We start from the raw sequence: 20,080 nt of genomic DNA, 5'->3' as shown, positions 1-20,080 counted from the left end.
CATAGCTCCGAGGTCATGAATGCATGGCGAATTTGGTCTTGGACGGCATGAGAACTTCAGCTTAGCGTCTGTTCGGGGGAAGACTTACGCGCACAAGGGGGAAGCGGTGGCCGAAGCGGTCCTGACACGCGGGCGGACGTTGCTGGTGGTGCTGCGGGTTTTCGTGACGGTGCACGCCGTCGCGATCCTGGGCCAGCCGGTGTTCGCCGGACGGTATCTGATCGGCGATTACGGCATGCTGGCGATGCACGAACTCGGCGCGAACATCGTGTCGACGGTCGCGTTGGCGCAGCTCGTGCCTGCCGCGCTGTACTGGTGGCGCGGCGGCGTCCAGTGGCCCTTCTGGGCGAGCCTGCTGCTCGCCGGCGGCGAAACCGCGCAGTACTTCGCGGGGCAAGCAGGTGCGCTTGACCTGCACATTCCGCTCGGCGTCGCACTGGTCGCGATCGCGCTCGGGGTGCTGTTCGGCATCTGGCGGACCGGGGCGCGGCGATGAGCGGGATGTCGCGCCGCCGGTTTCTCGGGCTGGCCGGTGGTGCGGGAGTGGTGCTCACCGCCGGGTTCGTCACCCCTCGGTTGTTGCGGCCGGCCGCCACCACCGGTCAACTGCTGACCAGCGAAGTGCCACTGCCGCAACCGTTTCAGGTGCCGTTGCCGCTGCCGCCGGTGCTGAAACCGGTGTCCCGGGACGGCGGCGTCGATCGATACGAGATCGTGCAACGGGCGAGCACCGCCGAAATCCTGCCTGGGCTGCGCACACCGATTTGGGGCTACGAAGGCATTTTCCCCGGACCGACAATCGAATCACGCAGCGGCCGGACCACGATAGTCCGGCATCGCAACGAACTTCCGGTACCGACTGTCGTGCACCTGCACGGCGGACGCACGCCACCGGAGTCCGACGGATACGCCACCGACCTCGTCCTGCCCGCCGACGGCCGGTATCTCGCCAGCGCCGGGCACGGGCATTCGGGAATGGCCGACCCCGACGCCGTGGTCACCACCGGCACCCGCGAGTACACGTACCCGTTGCGGCAGAAGGCCGCGATGCTCTGGTACCACGACCACCGGATGGATTTCACCGGTCCGGCCGTGTATCGCGGACTCGCCGGATTGCACATCGTCCGCGACGCCGAGGAAGACGCCCTGCCGCTGCCGCGCGGTGAGCGGGAACTGCCGCTGATGATCACCGATCGCGCGTTCGCCGAGGACGGGTCGATGCGGTACCCGTCGCTGGATCCGTCCTTGCGGATCGTGCCGGGGGTCGAAGATGCTTACGCGGCAGGAGTTCTCGGCGACGTGCTGTTGGTGAACGGCGCGCCGTGGCCGGTCGCGGAAGTGTCAGCGACCCGGTACCGGCTGCGCTTCCTCAACGGTTCCAACGCCCGCCGCTACGACCTCGCGCTCACCCCACCGCCGCCGAGCGGACCCTCGTTCACGCAGATCGGCTCGGATCAGGGCTTGCTCGACGCCCCGCGCGCACACGAGCATCTGCCGATCGCACCCGCCGAACGGTACGACACGGTGGTCGATTTCGGGGCCTATCCACTCGGCACCGAGGTCACGTTGGTCAACCGTCTTGGCACCGGGTCCACCGCGCAGGTAATGCGTTTCCGGGTCACCCGGCGAGCGAACGACGACAGTCATGTCCCGGCCAAACTGTCCGAAGTGGAGCGGCTTGACCGTGCACAAGCGACGGTGACGCGCGAGTTCGCGTTCCGAAGTGGACAGTTCAACGGCAGGCACGGCTGGACCATCGGCGGCGAAGCATTCACCCCGACCAAGGTCGCGGCCCAGCCGAAGCTCGGCGACGTCGAGATCTGGCGGTTCGTCGCCGACCTGCACCATCCGATCCACCTGCATCTGGTGCACTTCCAGGTGCTTTCCCGCGGTGGCAAGGATCCCGCGCCGCACGACGTCGGCCGAAAGGACACTGTGGACCTTCAGCCTGGGGAAGCGGTCGAGGTGATCGCGCGGTTCGACGGCTACCGGGGACGGTACATGTTCCATTGCCACAACGCCGAACACGAGGACATGGGGATGATGGCCACGTTCAAGACCGTTTAGCCGGCGCGCGGCGAAGGTAGCGCGGTGCGCGCGGGGCTGGTCCCGGAATGCTCAGCGCGGCGAAGCGGCCCATGAATGCCACCCGGTCGTGCGGCAATCATCAACATTGGACTCGCGTCCAGTGCTATGGTGCAACTGCGGTTACAAGCACTAACGTTCGATTGGCTCCTTCACTGGATGCTGGGCTGCCGAGGTACCGCAGGCACTACCGCGTTTCGGCAGCGCGGGGGATCGACCATGCCCGCCGAACCACGGATCCTCGGCTGAAGCGGAGGGGACGCGGCGCTGCCGCCGGGAACGACTGGTCTGTGAGCTGACCTGAGCGCATTGCCCGAACGCGTGGCGATCATCGCCCACGATCCCATCAGCGGCGGGGGCGCCGCCGCGTATCTGCGCGGCACGCCCGGCTACGCAGTGCTGGCTCCCGGCGAGGTTCCGCGTGCGGACATCCTGCTCGTGATCGTGCCGGAGCTCCGGGAGAAAACCCTGGCCGACCTGGCGCGGATCCGCCGGACGGCGCTGATTCCAGACGTGCGCACGGTGCTGGTCGCGGACCGGATCAAGGAAGCCGAACTGAGCAGGCTCGGCGGATTCGGCCTGTCCGCAGTGCTGCACCGAGGTTCCGCGACGCGCGAGAACATCCTCGACGCACTGGCCGCTCGGGTGCCGGCGGCCGAACCGGAGGACGTCCGCGCGACCAGGTTGACGAACGAGTTCCACGCCAGTGAGGGCGAGGCCCATCATCAGCACGCTGCTGGTGCGGTTCGACCTGCGGAACCGCTCGCACGCGGTCGCGTACGCGCTGAGGACCGGCATCATCTGAGCCTTTAGACCGGGCGGTTCCGGAGTGCGCAGGTGACCGCGTGCGTCACGTCGACCGATACCAGCCCGGCCGCGCCGCCTCGTCGGTCTTCACGGAAAAGATCAGGCACGGCCAGCTGTACCGCCGGTGGTCCCGCGATACTGGAGCGGACGAAAGGACGCCGATGGCACGGACGGGACGCCGCCCTGGGCAGACCGAGACGCGGGAGGCCATTCTGGCCGCCGCGCGCGACCTGTTCGGCCGGAACGGGTACGAGGGCGCGACGATCCGCGCGATCGCCGCCGAGGCGGGCGTGAATCCCGCGCTCGTGCACCATTTCTTCGGCAGCAAGGACCAGGTCTTCGCGACCGCGCTGCACCTCCCGGCCGACCCCGGCGCCGTGGTTTCCGCCATCCTCGACGGCCCGCGGCCGCAGGTCGGCGAACGCCTTGTCCGGCTGTTCCTGACACTCTGGGAAACCCCGGCTTCCCGCGACGCGTTCTTCGGCGTGCTGCGTTCGGTGTCCACCACCGAACAGGCCGCGGACATGCTGCGCGGCTTCATCCAGGGCGCGCTGCTGGACAAGATCGCCGACGCGCTTGACATCCCGCCCCTGCGGGTCACCGGCATCGCCGCCCAGCTGGTCGGTCTGGCCATGGTCCGCTACGTCGTCCAGGTCGACCCCCTCGCCCGAGCCTCGCACGAGGACGTCGTCGCGTTGATCGCCCCCGCGGTGCAGCAGTACGTCGACCGCGCCTGACCACCCGCCCCTGGCGCCGCCCGCACCGCTCCCGTGCTTGACAGGGAAATTCCGCGCGCGCAGAATTAAACACATGACTAATTCCGCGGTGGTCATCGACGGCCTGCGCGTCGTCCGGGGTGGCCGGGAGGTGCTGCGCGACGTGAGTTTCCGCGTCGAGCCCGGGTCGGTCACCGGGCTGCTCGGGCCGAGCGGCTGCGGGAAGACCACGTTGATGCGCGCTGTCGTAGGCGTGCAGGTGACCCACGGCGGCACGGTCACGGTGCTCGGCGAACCCGCCGGAAGCCGTCGGCTGCGCAGACGGATCGGGTACGCCACGCAGGCGCCGGCGGTCTACGCCGACCTCACGGTCACCGAATCCCTGCGCTACTTCGCCTCCGTGCTGGGCGCGCCGTCCCGGTCGATTGCCGAGGCGATCGAGCAGGTCGGTCTCGGTTCGCACGCCGACGCACTGGTCGGCCGCCTCTCCGGCGGCCAGCGCAGCCGGGCGAGTCTCGCCGTCGCACTGCTCGGCAAACCCGAACTGCTCGTGCTCGACGAGCCGACCGTCGGACTGGATCCGTTGCTGCGCGAGCATTTGTGGAATGTCTTCCATCGCCTCGCCGCGGACGGCACCACGCTTCTGGTGTCCAGCCACGTCATGGACGAGGCCGCCCGCTGCACCCGGTTGCTGCTGATGCGCGACGGCGCGCTGCTCGCCGACGATTCGCCGGACGCCCTGCGCGCGGCCACCGGCGAACAAGACCTCGAACGCGCGTTCCTGCACCTGGTGAAGGCCCAGCGATGACTGTCTCGATCACCCTCGCCACCACTCGCCGCATCCTCGCCCAGCTGCGGCACGACCCGCGCACCGTCGTGATGCTCGTGCTCGTGCCGACGCTGCTGATGTTGTTGCTGCGCTTCGTGTTCAACTCGGCCGAGGTGTTCAGCCGGATCGCGCCCGCGCTGCTCGGCGTGTTCCCGTTCGTGATCATGTTCCTGATCGCCTCGATCACGACCCTGCGCGAACGCACCGCGGGCACCCTGGAACGGCTGATGACGATGCCGCTCGGGAAATTCGACCTGCTCGCCGGGTACGCACTGGCGTTCGGCCTGGTCGCGGTGCTGCAGGTGGCGGTCGCGACGGCGGTCAGCCTGTGGTGGCTCGGACTGTCGGTGGCCGGTTCGGTGTGGTCGCTGCTGCTGATCACCGTGCTCGACGCGTTGCTCGGCATGGCGCTGGGCCTGTTCGTGAGCGCGTTCGCGACGAGCGAGTTCCAGGCCGTGCAGTTCATGCCGTTGTTCGTGCTGCCGCAAACGTTGCTGTGCGGGCTTTTCCAGCCTCGCGACCAGATGAGCTGGGTGCTGCACTGGCTGTCGGACGTGATGCCGCTGTCTTATGCCGTCGAAGCGCTGACCCAGGTGACGCACAGCGCGGATTGGACGACGACGTTGACCCGCAACATCCTCGTCGTGCTCGGCTGCGCGGTGCTGGCGTTGGGTCTCGGAGCGGCGACGCTGCGCCGTCGTACGCCTTAAAGCCGCCTCGCCGCGGCCTCGTAAGCCGCGCGGTTGCGGTTGAGCCACTTCGCGAAGTACTGGTCGGACTGGGCGTACACGTATCCCGGCGGGACGAACAACACGGCGAAGACCACGAAGGTACCGACCCCGGCAATCGCCAGCTTCAGCACAGCGTCCGGCGCGTGGCTGGACATAAAGGACAGTCCACATACGACAGCGGCCAAGCCGCCCATGCCCGCTGCGGCGAAGAAAGCCCCGCGCACGTTCCCCGGCGTACGGCCGGCGGGCGGACGCGAACCCGGGTGCAACGCCCGTTCAGTGGCGGGCCTGCCCCGCCAGATCAAGACCCCGCCGAGCCACAGCACCGCGAAGAAGACCCCGCCGCCCGCCAGGCTGAAACCTCCCGCGGCGGAGTGCGCCAGTACCCCGACCAGAAGCCCGCTGATGCCGAAGAGCCCGGCGAGGCTGGCCGTCATCACCCGGTAGACCCGCCGCATAGTGACGATCGCCTGCAGCCGCGCGGTGTAGTCGCGCAGCCGTTGTTCGGGAGTGTCGGCGACCGCGCGGACCTCGTATCCGCTCACGGTTTCCCGACCAAACCGGCCGCGCGAAGCCGTTCGGTCTCGCGGACGTCGATGCTCGTGCGGACCCCGTTCGCCACCGTGACGTCGCCGTTGAGCACACCGAGCGCGATGATCACGAAGCCGAGCGTGCGGACCAGCATCGCCCAGCCCGCCTTGCCGAGCCCGATCCGGCCGCCGTCGCGGAGCCGGACGAGACGGATCCCGTTGAACAACGCGCCGAGGCCGCGGCCGTTGCCGTAAAACCAGCCGTACAGCAGCGGCAGCACGAACAGGCCCGCCACGCCGATCACGCTCGCCCCGGCCGCGGCGTCGACGGCGGTCGATCTGAAGTAGTACGCCACCGCCGCGGCCACGGAGAGACCGGTGACCAGCAGGACGTCGACCAGCCAGGCCCAGATCGTGGACGCGGTGCGCGCCTCGACGTACAGGTCGCCGTTCTCGAACGCGCGAATCCGCGCCGCCACGCCCTTGCCGAGGACGGGTTCGGCCTGCGTACGGACGCGGGCCAGGACGTCTTGCTCAGTCTTCACGCCACACTCGACGCCGCTCGTGCGCCGAAGGTTCCCCTGGCGGGCGCACCTCACCCGGGTTCAGGCGAAACTGTAATCCTCCAGCGGGAACCGCGCCGCCTCCCGATGCGCGCTGATCGTCGACGTCGGCCGCAGCAGGGTCGCCTCGCCGTGCTGGTTGAAGTAGTAGCTGTTGGCCGTCGCGCACTGGCCGAGCGCGAACACCGAGTGCCCGACCTTGTGCTTCATCCGGTCCAGGAACTCGTCGTTCGCCCGCTGGGTCACCTCGAAGGTGTCCGCACCGCGGGCGCGCATCCCCTTGAACAGCCGGTCGAGGTGCTTCATCTGGCATTCGATGGTCGTGAAGTACGACAGGCCGCTGTAGGAATACGGGCTGTTGAGCGAAACCAGGTTCGGGAACCCGGGCACGGTGACGCCCTCGTAGGCCTGGAACCGGTTGTCGCGCCACCACTTCCCGAGGTTCTTGCCGTCCCGGCCGATGATCTCGATCGCCGGGAAGTTCGTGTCCCACAGGTTGAAGCCGGTGGCCAGCACGAGCGTGTCGATCTCGGTGCGCTTGCCGTCCGCGGTCACGATCCCGGTCTCGTCGATCCGCTCGATGCTGGTGGTTTCGAGGTGCACGTGCGGACGGGTGAAGGCCGGGAAGTAGTCGTTGGAGAACGTCGGCCGCTTGCAGCCGAAGGAGTAGTCGGGGGTGAGCTTGCGGCGCAGTTCGGGGTCGCGGACCTGGCGGTACAGGTGCGCGCGGCACCAGCGTTCGGCGATCCGGTTGGCTCCGCGGAACTGCCGGTACTGCACGACGCCGGAGATCATCATCAGCTCCAGCACCGAACTGCCCGCCAGCCGCACCGCGCGCTGCACCAGCGGCAGCTTCGCGAACGCCTGCTGCAGCGGCTTCGGCACGGCGTAGTCCGGCTTCGGGCTGACCCAGATCGGCGTGCGCTGGTAGACCGTGAGCTCCGCGGCGACCTTGGCGATCTCCGGGATCAGCTGGACGGCCGTCGCGCCGGTGCCGATGACCGCGGCGCGTTTGCCGGCGAGGTCGTAGCTGTCGTCCCACGCGGTGGTGTGGATGACCTTGCCGGCGAACCGGTCGATGCCCTCGATGTCCGGCATCTTCGGCTGCGACAGGAACCCGGTGGCGGTGAGCAGGTACTTCGCGGTGACCGTCTCGCCGCCCTCGATGCTGACCCGCCAGCAAGAGCCGTCCCAGGTCGCGCCGGTCACCACGGTGCGGAAGCGCATCGAGCCGCGCAGGCCGTATTTGTCCGCGACGTGCTCGGCGTACTTCTTCAGCTCCGCGCCCGGCGCGAACAGCCGCGACCAGTAGGGATTGGGTTCGAACGAGTAGGAGTAGGTGGACGACGGGATGTCGACGGCCAGCCCCGGGTACCGGTTCACGTGCCAGGTCCCGCCGAGGTCGTCCTCGCGGTCGAGAATCAGCAGGTCGCGGTAGCCGAGGCGGCGGAGCTGGATGGCCGCCCCCATGCCGCCGAAGCCCGCGCCGACGATGACTGCGTCGTACTGCGCGTCCATGCCTGGCCTCTCGTCCGGAACTACTTGTCAGTAACGGAACGGTATGTCACTCCGGCGAGCTTGGCAATACACTGCAGTGCGTGACAGCCGAGTCCCAGGAGAGCGCCCGCACCACGCGCGCCGAGCGCAAGAAGCAGGAACTGCGCCGCGAGATCATCGACGCGGCGTTCGACTGCTTCGCCGACCTCGGCTACCACGCCACCGGCATCTCCGACATCGCCACGAAGCTCGGCATCGGGCACGGCACCTTCTACCGCTACTTCCAGAACAAGCGCGACATCGTCGACCACGTCATCGACGACCTGGTCGCCCGCATCGTCACCGCGCTCACCGCGGAGAACGCGCCGGACGCGGTGTCTACTTTGGACGCCTACCGCGAGCAGACCGCCCGGATCGGCGACGCGCTGGCGCAGATCTTCGGCGAGGACCCGCGCGTGCCGCGGCTCCTGCTGTTCGAAGCCGCCGGTATCGACAAAGCGATGGCGGCGCGGGTGCTGGACTTCTTCGAGCTGGCCACGGAGCTGACCGCGGCGTATCTGTCGCACGGCGTGGAACTCGGGTACCTGCGCGCGGATCTCGACATCGAGAACAGCGCGCGGGCGATCAACGGGATGATCCTGGCGTCGGCGATCGCCTCGCTGCGCAACCCGGATCCCGACGACCAGCGCCGGCTGAGCGAGGCCGTGCGGCGGATGATGTACGACGGGATCGCGGCCAGGCGAGACTGACGGCGGTCAGGGTCGCTGTCCTCCGCGGACATCTGTGACAGCTCAGAGGCGACGAGACAAGTAGGTGCTGTTCGGGTCGTCCCGGTAGCTTCCGAACGGTGCGCACGGGGTGAAGCCCGCTCGCCGGTACAAAGCGCGGGCCGGGGCGAAGAACTCCATGCTGCCGGTCTCCAGGGAGATACGTTCGATGCCGCGGTCTTTGGCGTCCTGGAGCAGGTGATCCAGGAGCCTGCGGGCGATGCCTTCCCCGCGGCGGGCGGGGTCGGTGCGCATGCTTTTCAGTTCCTCGTGCCGCGGTTCCAGTGCCGCCAGGGCTGCGGTGCCGACGATGCGCTGGTCGTCCTGGACGGTCCAGAGTCGGACCTCGGGACGCTGGAGCGCGGCCAGGTCGAGGGCGTGCCTGCTCTCCGCGGGGGCGGTCGGTGCGAGGTCGTCCAAGTGCGCCTGGAGGAAGGCCCGGAGTTGCGGGTTCGCGAAGTCGGCTCGGTCGATCAGCAGCGGCATGACCCCAGGCTGCCTCGCGGATGTTTCGCGGTTGTTGCGGCCGCACCCAATGTGCCGTTCGGTGCGTCACATCGGGTGCGGTCCGGGCTAGAGCGCCAACCGCGGCCAGGAAGCCGTGTCGCGCAACAACTGTCGGTCGTGCGTGGCCAGCACCACCGCGGCCGGGGTCGAGTGCAGGGCGTCGGTCAGCTCGTCCACCAGCGTCGCGGACAGGTGGTTCGTCGGCTCGTCCAGCAGTAGTACCTGCGGGCGCGCGGTCAGAACCAGTGCCAGATCCAGCCGTCGCCTGGCTCCGGTCGACAGCTCGGCGATCGGGCGGTGGCGGTCGTATCCGCTGAGCAAGCCCAGGTCAACCGCGCCCGGGAACCGTTGTTCGAGCAGTTCGGCAGCAGTCCGCCGGGCGGGGAGGCCGGATTCCTGGCCCAGCCAGCCGATCCGCACCGAGCGGGCGCGCGTGACGGTGCCCGACGTCGGCTCCAGCGCCCCGGCCAGAGCCGCCAGCAGGGTCGACTTTCCCGCCCCGTTCCGGCCGGTGACGACAAGCCGGTCCGCGCCGCCGAGGGTGAGGTCGACGGGGTGGTCCAGCCGTCCGGCGACGGCCACCCCGGACGCCCGCAGCGCGACTGTTCCTTGGTGCTGCGGCAGTTCCGGCATGGTGAACCTAGCCGGTGGCGGCGGAACAGCCACCACGTGCGCGCTCAGCTCCTCCTGCCGCCGGTGCACGGCGCGGACCAACCCGGGCGCACGGGTCGCGCGGGTGTGCCTGCCGTGGCCCTTTTCCGGACGCCAGTTGTCGCGCAATCGGTTCTGTGCAGCGGAAAGGTCGTCCGCCAGCCGCTGTCGTTCCGCGAGCTGCTCGGCGTGCAGTGCCTCCCACCGAGCCCGTTCGGCCTGCCTGGCCTCGACATACGCCGCATAGCCGCCGCCGTAACCGCGCGGCCGGCCATCGCTCGACGGGTCGAGGTCCAGCACGGACGTCGCGATATCGGCGAGCAACGCGCGGTCGTGGCTCACCAGCACGACCACGCCCGGGTACGCGCGCAGCCGCTCGGTCAGGTGCGCGAGACCGGACGCGTCGAGGTGGTTGGTCGGCTCGTCCAGCAGCAGCACGGAATGCCCCGCGCCGAGCAGGCACGCCAGCCGGACCCGATGCCGCTGCCCGACCGACAACGTGCCGAGCGGCCGGTTCCGATCGTCGACCGCGTTCAGCGCGGCCAGCGAAACCTCGACGCGCCGGTCCGCGTCCCACGCCTCGAGGGCTTCGGCGGCCGAGAGCGCGGCGGCGAAGGCGTCGTCCGCACCGGACTGTCCTTCGGCGAGCGCGGTCGTCGCGGCTTCCAAACAGGCCAACGCATTGCGGACAGCCGCCAGTTCGAGATCGATCAGATCACCGACGGTTTCCTGCTCTCCCAAGGGAATCTGCTGGTCGGCAACACCGATCGTGCCCGCGCGGCGGACCTCGCCGCGGTCGACCGGCTGAGTCCCGGCCAGCACGCGCAACAGGGTGGTCTTGCCCCGCCCGTTCTCGCCGACAACGGCGACCCGGTCGCCGGCCGCCGCGACCAGATCGACCCCGGCAAGCACCGGACGGCCGCCGAAGGCGACGTGGACGTCGGACAGCCGGACATGCGCCGTGCGCACCAGCGCAGGCGAAAGCGGAGATGTCATGAAGGAAATGCCTCCGAGGAAACGTGATCAGCAACAAGGACGAGGGCCGGTGCCGCGAACGCGCGCGGCACCGGTGGAGGCGGTGCTCCCTCAGAGGTAGAGCTGGTGCTGTATCACGATCGCCAGGGTAAAGATCTTCCCGGCGGCGCGCATCCGAATTAGCGGTTCACCGCGCGAACCGCCAGCACGATCGGGAGCGGGGCCCCGGTCTCGGCGCACCGATCGAAAGTCAGACCGGCGTCGAGGAACGCGTTCAGCAATGCTGGCAACGGCCGGTGCGTCGCCCCGACTTTGGCGCGGATTCCCTGGTCGGTCCAGGATTCCTTGGTCCAGTGCCCGTCGAGGTAGCCAGGGCGGACGAGCACCGCGGCCGGGTCGCCGCGGTCGGCGAACCCACCGCAGAAGCACGGATGGACGCCGAGGTTCACGAACACTCCGCCCGGCCGCAGTACTCTCGCCACCTCGCGCAGCACGGCGAAATACGCGGGCATGTCGGTGTGCGCGAGCACCGAGACGACCGCGGCGACGCTGCTGTCCGGAACCGGCAGCCGCGCGGCGTCGGCCTGGGCGATCGGCAGCCGGGCGATCTCGTCGTATGCCGCCACCGCTCCAGTGCACTGCCGACCAGCCCCGGGCCGCCACTCATTACGCGTTCGGCGAAGAAACCTTTCGCGCACAGAGGATCGTGTCGTGCAGTTCCCCGCCGGGGACCTTCCGGGTGCGGTTCTCGGCGACCGTGATCACCCACTGCTCATCGTCCAGCCCGACGTCGTGGGCGGTGATCGTCGACTCCGGGGGATGCAGTTCCCCGTGGTGATGCCCGACCACCAGCAAGGTCCCGCCCGGCGCGACCCACTCCGCGAGCCGCCCGAACAACGGGCCGGCGGCGTGCACGTAGTGCGTGGCGACCAGGTCGAACTGCCCGGACGGGGTCCAGTTCAGCAGGTCAGCGCAGACCCACTCGACCTTGCTCGAGCGTTCGCGCGCATGTCGCAGCACTTCCTCCGACAGGTCGACGGCCGTCACCTGCCATCCGTTCTCGGCGAGCCAGTGCGCTTCCGCACCCTCCCCGCAGCCCGCGTCCAGCGCTCGTCCGGGCGGGAGTTTCCCCGCCTCCTCGACGAGCTGCGGATGCGGTCCGAGCTGCGCGTGCCCGGCGGCGCCAGCCCAGTGCTCGTCCCAATACGCCTGATCGAATGCGTGCGGCACAACGGTTCCTTTCCTGGTTCCCGTTCCACCCTGCGAGCCCTCGGGCACAACTGGCAAGCAACCTTGCCAATCTGTCAAACTCGGCAGATGGACGACGAACGCGCCTTGGACGCAGTCGGCCCCCGGTTGCGCGAGCTGCGCCGGAAACGGGAGGTCACGCTGGCCGAGCTGTCCGCGCGGACCGGCATCGCGACCAGCACCCTGTCCCGGCTCGAGTCCGGCCACCGGCGGCCCACCCTCGAACAACTGCTGCCGCTCGCCCGCGCGCACGGCGTGACCCTTGACGAGCTGGTCGACGCTCCGCAAACCGGCGACCCGCGCATCCACCTCCGTCCGATCAGCTGCGCCGACGGCGTGACGATCCTGCCGTTGACGCGCCGTCCGGGCGGAATCCAGGCGTACAAATTCATCGTGCCCGGACAACGGAAGCCACCGGAACCCGATCCCAAGACCCACGAGGGCTACGAGTGGACATATGTCCTCAATGGACAGTTAAGGCTGCTCCTCGGCGAGCACGACCTGACACTTTCTCCCGGCGAGGCAGCGGAATTCGACACCCGGGTGCCGCACTGGTTCGGCGCGGCGTCGGCGGAGCCGGTCGAGTACCTGTGCCTGATCGGACGGCAGGGCCAGCGCGCGCACGTGCGGGCCGCGCCTAAGGCGTAACCGACGCGGGCAGTCCGAAGGCCGGGAAATGCTCTCCGCCGAGGAAGGACGTGAGGTCGGAGATCCGATCCTCGCCCAGGGTCAGGACGGTGATGGACCACGCCTCGTGCGGCGCCGCAGGTGAACCGCCGAGGTAGAACGCGACCGCGGGTTGGGCGTTCGCGCTGGTCAGCCGGAACCGCCAGCTCGGGCAACGCGTCATCGGAACCTGGAATGCGAACTCGACGACGGCGTCGCGGCCGCGGTACCAATGCGGCAGCGGCGGCATCGACCAGGTGACGTCCTCGGTCAGCAGGTTCACCAGGCCGTCGACATCGCCTTCGGCAAGGGCGGTCGCGAAACCAGTCACGAGTTCCTGCAGGCGGGCGTCGTCGAGGGTGCGGAGCGTCTGCTGCTGAGTGCGAGCGGGGACGCGGGTCGAGATGGTCCGGCGGGCGCGGGCCAGGGCGGAATTCACCGAGGTCACGGACGTCTCCATCATCGTGGCGATCTCGGCGGCGGAGAAGCCGAGGACGTCGAACAGCAGCAGCGCCGCCCGCTGGTTCCCCGGCAGATGACGGCACGCGGCGACGAAAGCGAGTTCGACCGCCTCGCGTTGTTCGTAGCTAGCCCCCGGCACGTCGGGGTACGGACCGAGCCAAGCCACGTCGGTGCGCGGAACCGAGTCGAGCACGACCTGTTCGCTCGACGGCCCCAGGTCGACCGGCAACGCACGACGGCCGCGCTGGTCGATGAGGTCCAGGCAGGTGCGCGTGGCGACTGTGTACAGCCAGGTCCGAAGCGCGCTCCGGCCCTCGAATCCCGGCAGCCCGCGCCACGCCCGCAACAACGCCTCCTGCACGGCGTCGTCGGCATCGTGGATCGAGCCGAGCATCCGGTAACAGTGCGCACGCAGTTCCGCACGCAACGGGGCCACCGCCCGGGTGAACGCGGCTTCCGAAGAAAATTCCCCCACGCCCGACGATTCTGCCGCATCCGGCCGGTCTCACCTGGCAACGACTACCGAGGAGACCTGGCATGACCGCACTCTGGCCGCAGATCCACGCCGAACGCGCCGCGCTGGCCGACGACCTGGCCCACCTGTCCGACACCCGCTGGAGCACGCCGTCGCTGTGCGCGGGCCTCTCCGTCCGCGAGGTGCTGGCCCACCTCACCGCGGGCGCTTCGCTCACGCCGGCGCGCTGGATGGCAGGCGTGCTCCGCTGCCGTTTCGACTTCGATCGCCAGGTCGCGATGCGTTTGGCCGAGCACCTCGGCGACAGCCCGGCCGACACCGCGGCCCGCTTCCGCCGGGTCGTCACCAGCACGACCAAGCCGCCGTTGCCGGTCGTGGCGATGCTCGGAGAAACCGTCGTGCACGGCGAGGACATCCGCCGTCCGCTCGGAATCCGCCACGAGTATCCGGTCGGCACGCTCACCGCGGTGGCCCGCTACTACCTCGGTTCCGACCTCGTCGTACTCGCCAAAGGACGCGTCCGCGGCCTCCGCCTCGAAGCCACCGACAGTGATCTTTCCGGCGGCTCGGGACCACTCGTGTCCGGCCCGACGCTCGCGCTGATCATGGCCATGACCGGCCGTTCCCGGTTCCTCGACGACCTGGACGGCGACGGCGTCGAGGTCCTGCGGGGGCGCTGACGGGCTTGCACTCCACCGCCAAGAGTTCTATAACAGTGGAGACAGTTATAGAACTCTAAGGAGATGCTCATGCGCACCCCAACCCAGAAAGGACGCTTCGGGGAGTACGGCGGGCGTTGGGTGCCGGAATCCCTGGTGCCCGCCTGCCTCGAAGTCGCCGACGCGTTCGAGAAGGCCTGGGTCGACCCCGGCTTCCGGGAGCAGCTCCAGACGATGCTCGCCCGGCACGTCGGCCGGCCCACGCCGGTGACGCCGGCCGAGCGGTTGTCCGCGGAACTCGGCGTGCGCGTCGTGCTCAAACGGGAAGACCTCACGCACACCGGATCGCACAAAATCAACAACGCGATCGGGCAGGCACTGCTCGCGAAGCGGATGGGCAAGCACCGGCTGATCGCCGAGACCGGGGCCGGGATGCATGGCGTCGCGACGGCCACCGCGGGCGCGCTGCTCGACCTGCCGGTCACGGTGTTCATGGGCGAGCAGGACGTCGAACGCCAGTCGCACAACGTGTTCCGCATGCGCTACCTCGGCGCGGAGGTCGTCCCGGTCCGCTCCGGCAGCCGCACGCTCAAGGACGCGACCAGCGAGGCGATGCGGCACTGGGTCAGCTCGACCGAGGAAGCCCACTACTGCCTCGGCTCGGTCGTCGGACCGCATCCGTACCCGTGGATGGTGCGGGAATTCCAGCGCGTGATCGGCGACGAAGCTCGCGAGCAGCACGGAACCGTGCCGGATTTCGTCGTCGCGTGCGTCGGCGGCGGGTCCAACGCGGCGGGGACTTTCGCGGGATTCGCCGACACCAGCGCACGATTGGTCGGAGTGGAAGCGGTCGGCGGATCGGGCGCGACGTCCGGCCAGGCCGGGGTGCTGCACGGGTCACGGTCGCTGTTCCTGCAGGACGAGCACGGGCAGATCCTCGAAGCACATTCGATCGCGGCCGGGCTGGATTACCCCGGTGTCGGACCGGAACACGCGCATCTGCGCGACCTGGGCCGGGCGCGGTATGTCGCGGTCAACGACGAAGCCGCAGTCGCCGCGGCCGCGCAATTGGCTCGCACTGAAGGAATCATCCCGGCGCTCGAATCCGCGCACGCGCTCGCCTGGGTGGCCGAAGCCGCTGGCACGCCGGAACTTCCGGCTGGCTCGACGGTTCTGCTCACCCTGTCCGGCCGCGGCGACAAGGACATCGCCACGCTGATCGCCCGCTCCGAGGAGTCCCGCGCATGAAAACCGACCGCAAGATCCTGATGCCGTATGTCACTGGCGGAATCAATCCACAGTGGACTAGCTATCTTCCGGCGTTGGCGCAAGCCGGTGCGGACGCGATCGAAGTCGGAATCCCGTTCTCCGACCCCACTTTGGACGGCGCGACCATTCAGGAGGCGTCGAACGTCGCACTCGCCAACGGAACGACTCCGCAGAGCGTCCTCAATGCCCTGCGAGAGACCACAGTGGACGTTCCGGTCATCGTGAGCACCTACGCAAACTTTGCCGTCCGCAAGGGGTTCTGTGCCGAGTTGAAAGAAGCCGGAGTCACCGGGCTGATCGTTCCGGACCTGCCGCTGGAGGAAGTACCCGCGATCGAGACGGACGCCGTCGACGCCGGAATCGAGCTGGCATTGCTGGTCTCCCCCGCGACGCCAGCCGACCGCGCACACGAGATCGCCGCGCGGAGCCGAGGTTTCGTCTACGCCGTCTCGTCGATGAGCACGACCGGCGAACGCGACCACCTGCCTGCCTCCGCGATCGAGCTGGCCGCCCGGTTGAAGGACGCCGCCGACCTGCCGATCCTGGTCGGTTTCGGCATCTCGCAGCCAGCGCACGCCGCCGAGGCGGCCCGCGTGGCCGACGGCGTGATCGTGGGCGCGGCGATCATGCGGCGGGTGCTCGACGGCGCCGGTCCAGAGCAGGTCGGCGGGTACGTCGCGACCATGCGGGCCGCGCTGGACTAGAATCCGCTGGTCAAGCCAGAACTGGACCAGAACGGACGCGCATGGCCCGATACCGAGCGATCGCCGCGGATCTAGCCGCGAAGATCCGTGCCGGGGAGTACGCGCCCGGCGAGGCCCTGCCGCCGCAGCGGGAGCTCAGCGCGTCCTACGGCGTCACGCTCATGACGCTCCGGCAGGCGCTGCGCGAACTCAGCGACGAAGCCCTGATCGTGCAACAACCCGGCCGCGGCACCTTCGTGGCGCCGACACCAGCCTCGTATCAGCTGGGCTCCTTGCGCAGCTTCACCGAGGACCTGCGCGATCAGGGTTACGTCGTGCGCACCGAGGTCGTCAGCCAGGCGGTGCGGCGGCTGCCCACTCGCGTCGCCGCACGGCTGCAAGCCCGGACCACCGATTCCGGCCTGCGGCTGGAGCGGGTGCGCGAGTTCGGCGGTCGCCGGGCGATCCATCAGGTGTCCTGGGTCGCTCCCCCGCACGGGGAACGCTTACGAGACATCGATTTCACCGCAACCTCGCTCTACACCGCACTGTCCGAATTGGACGTCGTGGTGGATCGGGCCGCCGAAACCATCCGCCCCGACGCCCTCGACGACAAACTCGCCCGCCTGCTCGACGAACCCGTCAACACCCCGGTGCTGGTCAGCGAGCGCACCACCAGCACTCCGGACGGCACGATCGTCGTCATCGACCGCGCGACCATCCTCGGCAGCATGATGCACATCAGCACCGAACGCGCCGCCGACCGGCTGTCACTGCGCTGGGGAGCCGGAAGCTGAATCGCGGTGGCCGTGCGCCAGAACGGCCAGGTGCACCGAAAGCCGAGTGTCCGGATTGGACAGATCGACGCCGAGCAGCCGTTCGATCGTCGCCAGCCGCGAGTACGCCGCCGGACGGCTGAGGTTCAGCGCCTTCGCGAATTCCGTCATCGAATAGCCCGATTCGACAAACGCCCGCAACGTCGCGAACGCCCGGCTGGCGCGCGGTTCCGGCAACGTCAGCAACGGCCGCAGCTGCGCCTCGGTGAACTCGTGCAGCCGCGGATGGTCCCGCAACCACCACAGCAACCCGCGCACGCCCAAGTCTCCAGCGCGCCGAAGTCCAGGCGCCCCAGGCGATTCGACGTCCGCGACGTGCACCGCCTCCTGCAGTGCCCCCGGTAATTCGCCGAGCCGACGCACTGGCCCAGCCGCTCCGAACGCGGCTGCCAACCCCTCCGGAACCCCGGCGACCACCCGCTCCAGCAACGCTTTCTCCGCGGCCGTCGAGGAACACGGGAACACCGCGGCGACCCGGCCTTCCGCGAGCACGCCGCCGATCCCGTCGCTGGTCAGCACCGCGTCCAGCAGCGCCCGCTCCTGCCCAGCCCGAGCCGGACGGCACACCAGCACCGTGTAGTACGCCGCCGAGGCCAGCCCCAACGCCCGAGCCCGCGCGCGCACCGAACCCTCGTCCGCGCCGTGCAACAGATCCCGCAGCAAATCGCCTTGCGCTTCGATTTCCACCGACAGCGGTGAGCGTTCCAGCAGCTTCCCGACGGTCAGCGCCTCGGCCGCGCGTTCGAGCACCATCCACGCCGAGGGTTGTTCCGCCGACCGCGCGGGCACGACCAGCCGGCCCCAGCGTTCGCGCGGCGGCCCGACCGGCGTGCACAGCCAGCCCTCCGGACCGCCTACCTCGGTCGCCGCGGAAAACGGCACCCGCCGCGACCGGGCAGGCCAATCCCGCAGCAGCGATTCCGCCGAACCGACGCCAGCGAACGCGAGCGCCCGGTGGGTCCGGTCCTCCAGCACCACCGGCAGCCCGATCAAATCCGCCGCATGCGCGAGGACCGCGTCCGGTGCCTGCGACGCCGAACCCACCGTGCTGAACGCCTCGTGCGCGCGCTCGGCCAACCGCAACCGCTCGTAATGCGCGTTGACGATCCGCGCGTGCACGATCTCGGTCACCTCGATGAAGCGCACCGTGCTGCGCAGCTCCACCAGCGGAAACCGCGCGGCGCGAGCGGCCTGCACCAACGAGTCGGGCAACGACTTCAGATGCTGCCCCGGCTCCACGACCAGCCCGATCGCACCGGCGTCCCGCAGCGAGCGCACGTAGGCCACTGGGTCAAAGCCGGGTTCGGTGAACGCGCGCCCGATCGACAGCACCAGGACGTCGCTGGTCAGCGTCCCGGCGACATCGCTCAGCTCGCTCACGTGCACCGAGCGCACCGGCACGTCGACCGCGTCCGCCGCCGAGCGCACGACGGGTGACCCGGCGGCCATCACCGGCAGCTCGAGGACGTCTCGCAGGGTCAGGTGCACAACGTCAGCATAACCCGACGAAATGTCAAGCAAAGCCCTGACAAACCGACGATTCGTCGGTTACCCGCGCCCGGTGCGGAAGGGACCCTCGGAGGGCGAATACCCGGAAGAAAGGTGGCTCGATGAGCGATTCCGTGCCGACGCTGTCCCAGTGGATCGCCGGCGGCGAGGTGGCAGGCACTCCGGACGGCTACGGGGACGTCACGAACCCGGCGACCGGGAAGGTCACCGCGCGCGTGCCGCTCGGCTCGGCCGCGGACGCCGAGGCCGCGATCGCCGCCGCGAAAGCCGCGTTTCCCGCTTGGCGCAAGACTTCCCTGGCGAAGCGCAGCCGGACGCTGTTCCGGTTCCGCGAACTGCTCGACGCGCGGTCGGAAGAACTCGCGAAGATCATCACCGCCGAGCACGGCAAGGTGCTCTCCGACGCGGCGGGCGAGGTCGCGCGCGGCCTGGAGGTCGTCGAGTTCGCCTGCGGGATCCCGCAGCTGCTCAAGGGCGCGGCGACGGCCAACGCGTCGACCGACATCGACGTCACGTCGCTGCGCGAGCCGCTCGGCCCGGTCGCGATCATCTCGCCGTTCAACTTCCCCGCCATGGTCCCGATGTGGTTCTTCCCCATCGCGATCGCGGCCGGGAACACCGTCGTGCTGAAGCCGTCGGAGAAGGTGCCGACCGCCGCAAACTGGCTCGCCGAGCTGTGGCGCGAAGCGGGTCTGCCCGAAGGCGTGTTCAACGTGCTGCACGGCGACAAAACCGCGGTCGACGCGCTGCTGCACAGCCCGGACATCGAGGCGGTTTCGTTCGTCGGATCGACGCCCATCGCGCAGTACGTCTACGAGACGGGCACCGCGAACGGCAAGCGCGTCCAGGCGCTCGGCGGCGCGAAGAACCACATGGTGGTGTTGCCCGACGCCGACCTGGACCTGGTCGCCGACCAGGCGGTCAGCGCCGGTTTCGGTTCAGCGGGCGAACGCTGCATGGCGGTGTCCGTCGTGGTCGCGGTGGGAGACGTCGCCGACGCGCTGGTGCCGCGAATCGCCGACCGCGCGAAGACGCTGGTGACCGGCGACGGCACTCGCTCGTGCGACATGGGCCCGTTGGTCACCGCCGCGGCGAAGGACCGGGTATCCGGTTACATCGCCGCGGGTGCCGAAGCCGGCGCGACGCTCGTGCTGGATGGCCGCGAAGGCGAGTTCGACGCGGACGGCGAGGGATTCTTCGTCGGCCCCACGGTGTTCGACCACGTCCGCCCCGACATGCCGATCTACACCGACGAAATCTTCGGCCCAGTGCTTTCGGTGGTGCGCGTGGAAACGTTCGCCGAGGCGATCGAGCTGATCAACGCGGGCCCGTACGGCAATGGCGCGGCGATCTTCACCAACGACGGCGGCGCGGCCCGCCGGTTCTCCGCCGACGTCGAGGCGGGCATGGTCGGCGTGAACGTCCCGGTGCCGGTCCCGGTGGCCTACCACTCGTTCGGCGGCCGCAAGAACTCGCTGTTCGGCGACACCCACGCGCACGGCAGCGAGGGCGTGCACTTCTTCACCCGAGCCAAGGTCGTCACCACCCGCTGGCCGGGCGCCGGCCAGGGCGGGCTCGACCTCGGCTTCCCGCGGAACGTCTGAGAGGGATCAGC

At 69.3% G+C, this 20,080-nt stretch carries 22 protein-coding genes; 13 read left to right on the top strand and 9 right to left on the bottom strand.

Annotated features, from left to right (window positions below; translation table 11 throughout):
• Positions 1-106: 106 nt before the first annotated feature.
• From ATK30_RS26870 to ATK30_RS26845, 6 genes are all read left to right on the top strand, one after another.
• A complete protein-coding gene (locus tag ATK30_RS26870) occupies positions 107-496 on the top strand; it encodes a hypothetical protein (protein WP_101437964.1) in 390 nt (129 codons plus the stop codon).
• On the top strand, positions 493-2,067 hold the full coding sequence (locus ATK30_RS26865) for a multicopper oxidase family protein (RefSeq protein WP_101437963.1): 1,575 nt from the start codon (positions 493-495) through the stop codon (positions 2,065-2,067). Before ATK30_RS26870 ends, ATK30_RS26865 begins: the two co-directional genes overlap by 4 nt.
• Before the next feature lie 327 nt (positions 2,068-2,394).
• Positions 2,395-2,898, top strand: a complete 504-nt coding sequence (locus ATK30_RS26860; protein ID WP_101437962.1) for a hypothetical protein — start codon at positions 2,395-2,397, stop codon at positions 2,896-2,898.
• A gap of 155 nt (positions 2,899-3,053) precedes the next feature.
• Positions 3,054-3,629, top strand: a complete 576-nt coding sequence (locus ATK30_RS26855; protein WP_101441097.1) for a TetR/AcrR family transcriptional regulator — start codon at positions 3,054-3,056, stop codon at positions 3,627-3,629.
• Between the two features lie 73 nt (positions 3,630-3,702).
• Complete coding sequence (locus tag ATK30_RS26850) at positions 3,703-4,416, top strand: ABC transporter ATP-binding protein (RefSeq protein WP_101437961.1); 714 nt, start codon at positions 3,703-3,705, stop codon at positions 4,414-4,416.
• Positions 4,413-5,147 carry an ABC transporter permease gene (locus ATK30_RS26845; RefSeq protein ID WP_101437960.1) on the top strand — a complete coding sequence of 245 codons (735 nt, stop codon included), beginning with the start codon at positions 4,413-4,415 and terminating at the stop codon, positions 5,145-5,147. Before ATK30_RS26850 ends, ATK30_RS26845 begins: the two co-directional genes overlap by 4 nt.
• Here the strand turns inward: ATK30_RS26845 and ATK30_RS26840 are convergent.
• Genes ATK30_RS26840 through ATK30_RS26830 form a run of 3 tightly spaced genes read right to left on the bottom strand, consistent with a single transcriptional unit; the run spans position 5,144 to position 7,779 of the window.
• Entirely contained in the window at positions 5,144-5,713 is a 570-nt protein-coding gene (locus tag ATK30_RS26840; protein WP_101437959.1) for a hypothetical protein, read from the bottom strand. The genes ATK30_RS26845 and ATK30_RS26840 overlap by 4 nt on opposite strands.
• Entirely contained in the window at positions 5,710-6,243 is a 534-nt protein-coding gene (locus tag ATK30_RS26835; protein WP_208637431.1) for an RDD family protein, read from the bottom strand. Before ATK30_RS26835 ends, ATK30_RS26840 begins: the two co-directional genes overlap by 4 nt.
• Before the next feature lie 60 nt (positions 6,244-6,303).
• Positions 6,304-7,779 (bottom strand): flavin-containing monooxygenase, encoded by a 1,476-nt coding sequence (locus ATK30_RS26830; RefSeq protein ID WP_101437957.1) that lies wholly within the window; start codon positions 7,777-7,779, stop codon positions 6,304-6,306.
• A gap of 80 nt (positions 7,780-7,859) precedes the next feature.
• Here ATK30_RS26830 and ATK30_RS26825 point away from each other — a divergent pair, with 80 nt between their 5' ends.
• Positions 7,860-8,507, top strand: coding sequence for a TetR/AcrR family transcriptional regulator (locus ATK30_RS26825; RefSeq protein ID WP_101437956.1), 648 nt, complete (start codon positions 7,860-7,862; stop codon positions 8,505-8,507).
• Between the two features lie 42 nt (positions 8,508-8,549).
• On the opposite strand, the gene ATK30_RS26820 is transcribed toward ATK30_RS26825, so the two are convergent.
• The 4 genes from ATK30_RS26820 to ATK30_RS26805 form a co-directional block, all read right to left on the bottom strand.
• Positions 8,550-9,011, bottom strand: a complete 462-nt coding sequence (locus ATK30_RS26820) for a GNAT family N-acetyltransferase (RefSeq protein ID WP_101437955.1) — start codon at positions 9,009-9,011, stop codon at positions 8,550-8,552.
• Positions 9,012-9,098: 87 nt separating this feature from the next.
• A complete protein-coding gene (locus ATK30_RS26815) occupies positions 9,099-10,679 on the bottom strand; it encodes an ATP-binding cassette domain-containing protein (RefSeq protein WP_101437954.1) in 1,581 nt (526 codons plus the stop codon).
• A gap of 158 nt (positions 10,680-10,837) precedes the next feature.
• Positions 10,838-11,284: a class I SAM-dependent methyltransferase gene (locus ATK30_RS26810; protein ID WP_244194739.1), complete on the bottom strand. Its 447-nt coding sequence runs from the start codon at positions 11,282-11,284 to the stop codon at positions 10,838-10,840.
• A gap of 40 nt (positions 11,285-11,324) precedes the next feature.
• The gene (locus ATK30_RS26805) at positions 11,325-11,888 is read right to left on the bottom strand and encodes a class I SAM-dependent methyltransferase (RefSeq protein WP_101437952.1); all 564 of its coding nucleotides are present in this window, start codon (positions 11,886-11,888) and stop codon (positions 11,325-11,327) included.
• Positions 11,889-11,975: 87 nt separating this feature from the next.
• On the opposite strand from ATK30_RS26805, the gene ATK30_RS26800 reads away from it, so the two are divergent.
• Positions 11,976-12,554 (top strand): helix-turn-helix domain-containing protein, encoded by a 579-nt coding sequence (locus tag ATK30_RS26800; protein ID WP_101437951.1) that lies wholly within the window; start codon positions 11,976-11,978, stop codon positions 12,552-12,554.
• Here the strand turns inward: ATK30_RS26800 and ATK30_RS26795 are convergent.
• Complete coding sequence (locus ATK30_RS26795) at positions 12,544-13,509, bottom strand: sigma-70 family RNA polymerase sigma factor (protein WP_101437950.1); 966 nt, start codon at positions 13,507-13,509, stop codon at positions 12,544-12,546. The two genes, ATK30_RS26800 and ATK30_RS26795, sit on opposite strands and share 11 nt — an antisense overlap.
• A 62-nt stretch (positions 13,510-13,571) precedes the next feature.
• On the opposite strand from ATK30_RS26795, the gene ATK30_RS26790 reads away from it, so the two are divergent.
• The 4 genes from ATK30_RS26790 (at position 13,572) to ATK30_RS26775 (ending at position 16,917) form a co-directional block, all read left to right on the top strand.
• Positions 13,572-14,189, top strand: a complete 618-nt coding sequence (locus ATK30_RS26790) for a maleylpyruvate isomerase family mycothiol-dependent enzyme (protein WP_101437949.1) — start codon at positions 13,572-13,574, stop codon at positions 14,187-14,189.
• A gap of 69 nt (positions 14,190-14,258) precedes the next feature.
• On the top strand, positions 14,259-15,416 hold the full coding sequence (gene trpB, locus ATK30_RS26785; RefSeq protein WP_463672411.1) for a tryptophan synthase subunit beta: 1,158 nt from the start codon (positions 14,259-14,261) through the stop codon (positions 15,414-15,416).
• Positions 15,413-16,141 (top strand): tryptophan synthase subunit alpha, encoded by a 729-nt coding sequence (gene trpA, locus ATK30_RS26780; protein ID WP_101437947.1) that lies wholly within the window; start codon positions 15,413-15,415, stop codon positions 16,139-16,141. Before trpB ends, trpA begins: the two co-directional genes overlap by 4 nt.
• Before the next feature lie 41 nt (positions 16,142-16,182).
• Positions 16,183-16,917, top strand: coding sequence for a GntR family transcriptional regulator (locus ATK30_RS26775; RefSeq protein ID WP_101437946.1), 735 nt, complete (start codon positions 16,183-16,185; stop codon positions 16,915-16,917).
• On the opposite strand, the gene ATK30_RS26770 is transcribed toward ATK30_RS26775, so the two are convergent.
• Complete coding sequence (locus tag ATK30_RS26770; RefSeq protein ID WP_101437945.1) at positions 16,891-18,444, bottom strand: PucR family transcriptional regulator; 1,554 nt, start codon at positions 18,442-18,444, stop codon at positions 16,891-16,893. The genes ATK30_RS26775 and ATK30_RS26770 overlap by 27 nt on opposite strands.
• A gap of 122 nt (positions 18,445-18,566) precedes the next feature.
• Between ATK30_RS26770 and ATK30_RS26765 the strand changes: the two genes are divergently transcribed.
• Complete coding sequence (locus tag ATK30_RS26765; RefSeq protein ID WP_101437944.1) at positions 18,567-20,069, top strand: CoA-acylating methylmalonate-semialdehyde dehydrogenase; 1,503 nt, start codon at positions 18,567-18,569, stop codon at positions 20,067-20,069.
• Positions 20,070-20,080: the final 11 nt, after the last annotated feature.

This window comes from Amycolatopsis echigonensis (assembly GCF_002846615.1).
In the GTDB taxonomy this organism is placed as follows: Bacteria; Actinomycetota; Actinomycetes; order Mycobacteriales; family Pseudonocardiaceae; genus Amycolatopsis; species Amycolatopsis echigonensis.
Note: the sequence above shows the minus strand (reverse complement) of the source record. Positions and strands in the feature narration are given on the sequence as shown.

Coding starts and splice junctions, on each gene's coding strand:
- ATK30_RS26865 (WP_101437963.1), top strand. CDS start 493: ATGAGCGGGATGTCGCGCCGCCGGTTTCTCGGGCTGGCCGGTGGTGCG.
- ATK30_RS26855 (WP_101441097.1), top strand. CDS start 3,054: ATGGCACGGACGGGACGCCGCCCTGGGCAGACCGAGACGCGGGAGGCC.
- ATK30_RS26850 (WP_101437961.1), top strand. CDS start 3,703: ATGACTAATTCCGCGGTGGTCATCGACGGCCTGCGCGTCGTCCGGGGT.
- ATK30_RS26845 (WP_101437960.1), top strand. CDS start 4,413: ATGACTGTCTCGATCACCCTCGCCACCACTCGCCGCATCCTCGCCCAG.
- ATK30_RS26830 (WP_101437957.1), bottom strand. CDS start 7,779: ATGGACGCGCAGTACGACGCAGTCATCGTCGGCGCGGGCTTCGGCGGC.
- ATK30_RS26820 (WP_101437955.1), bottom strand. CDS start 9,011: ATGCCGCTGCTGATCGACCGAGCCGACTTCGCGAACCCGCAACTCCGG.
- ATK30_RS26815 (WP_101437954.1), bottom strand. CDS start 10,679: ATGACATCTCCGCTTTCGCCTGCGCTGGTGCGCACGGCGCATGTCCGG.
- ATK30_RS26800 (WP_101437951.1), top strand. CDS start 11,976: ATGGACGACGAACGCGCCTTGGACGCAGTCGGCCCCCGGTTGCGCGAG.
- ATK30_RS26790 (WP_101437949.1), top strand. CDS start 13,572: ATGACCGCACTCTGGCCGCAGATCCACGCCGAACGCGCCGCGCTGGCC.
- trpB (WP_463672411.1), top strand. CDS start 14,259: ATGCGCACCCCAACCCAGAAAGGACGCTTCGGGGAGTACGGCGGGCGT.
- trpA (WP_101437947.1), top strand. CDS start 15,413: ATGAAAACCGACCGCAAGATCCTGATGCCGTATGTCACTGGCGGAATC.
- ATK30_RS26775 (WP_101437946.1), top strand. CDS start 16,183: ATGGCCCGATACCGAGCGATCGCCGCGGATCTAGCCGCGAAGATCCGT.
- ATK30_RS26765 (WP_101437944.1), top strand. CDS start 18,567: ATGAGCGATTCCGTGCCGACGCTGTCCCAGTGGATCGCCGGCGGCGAG.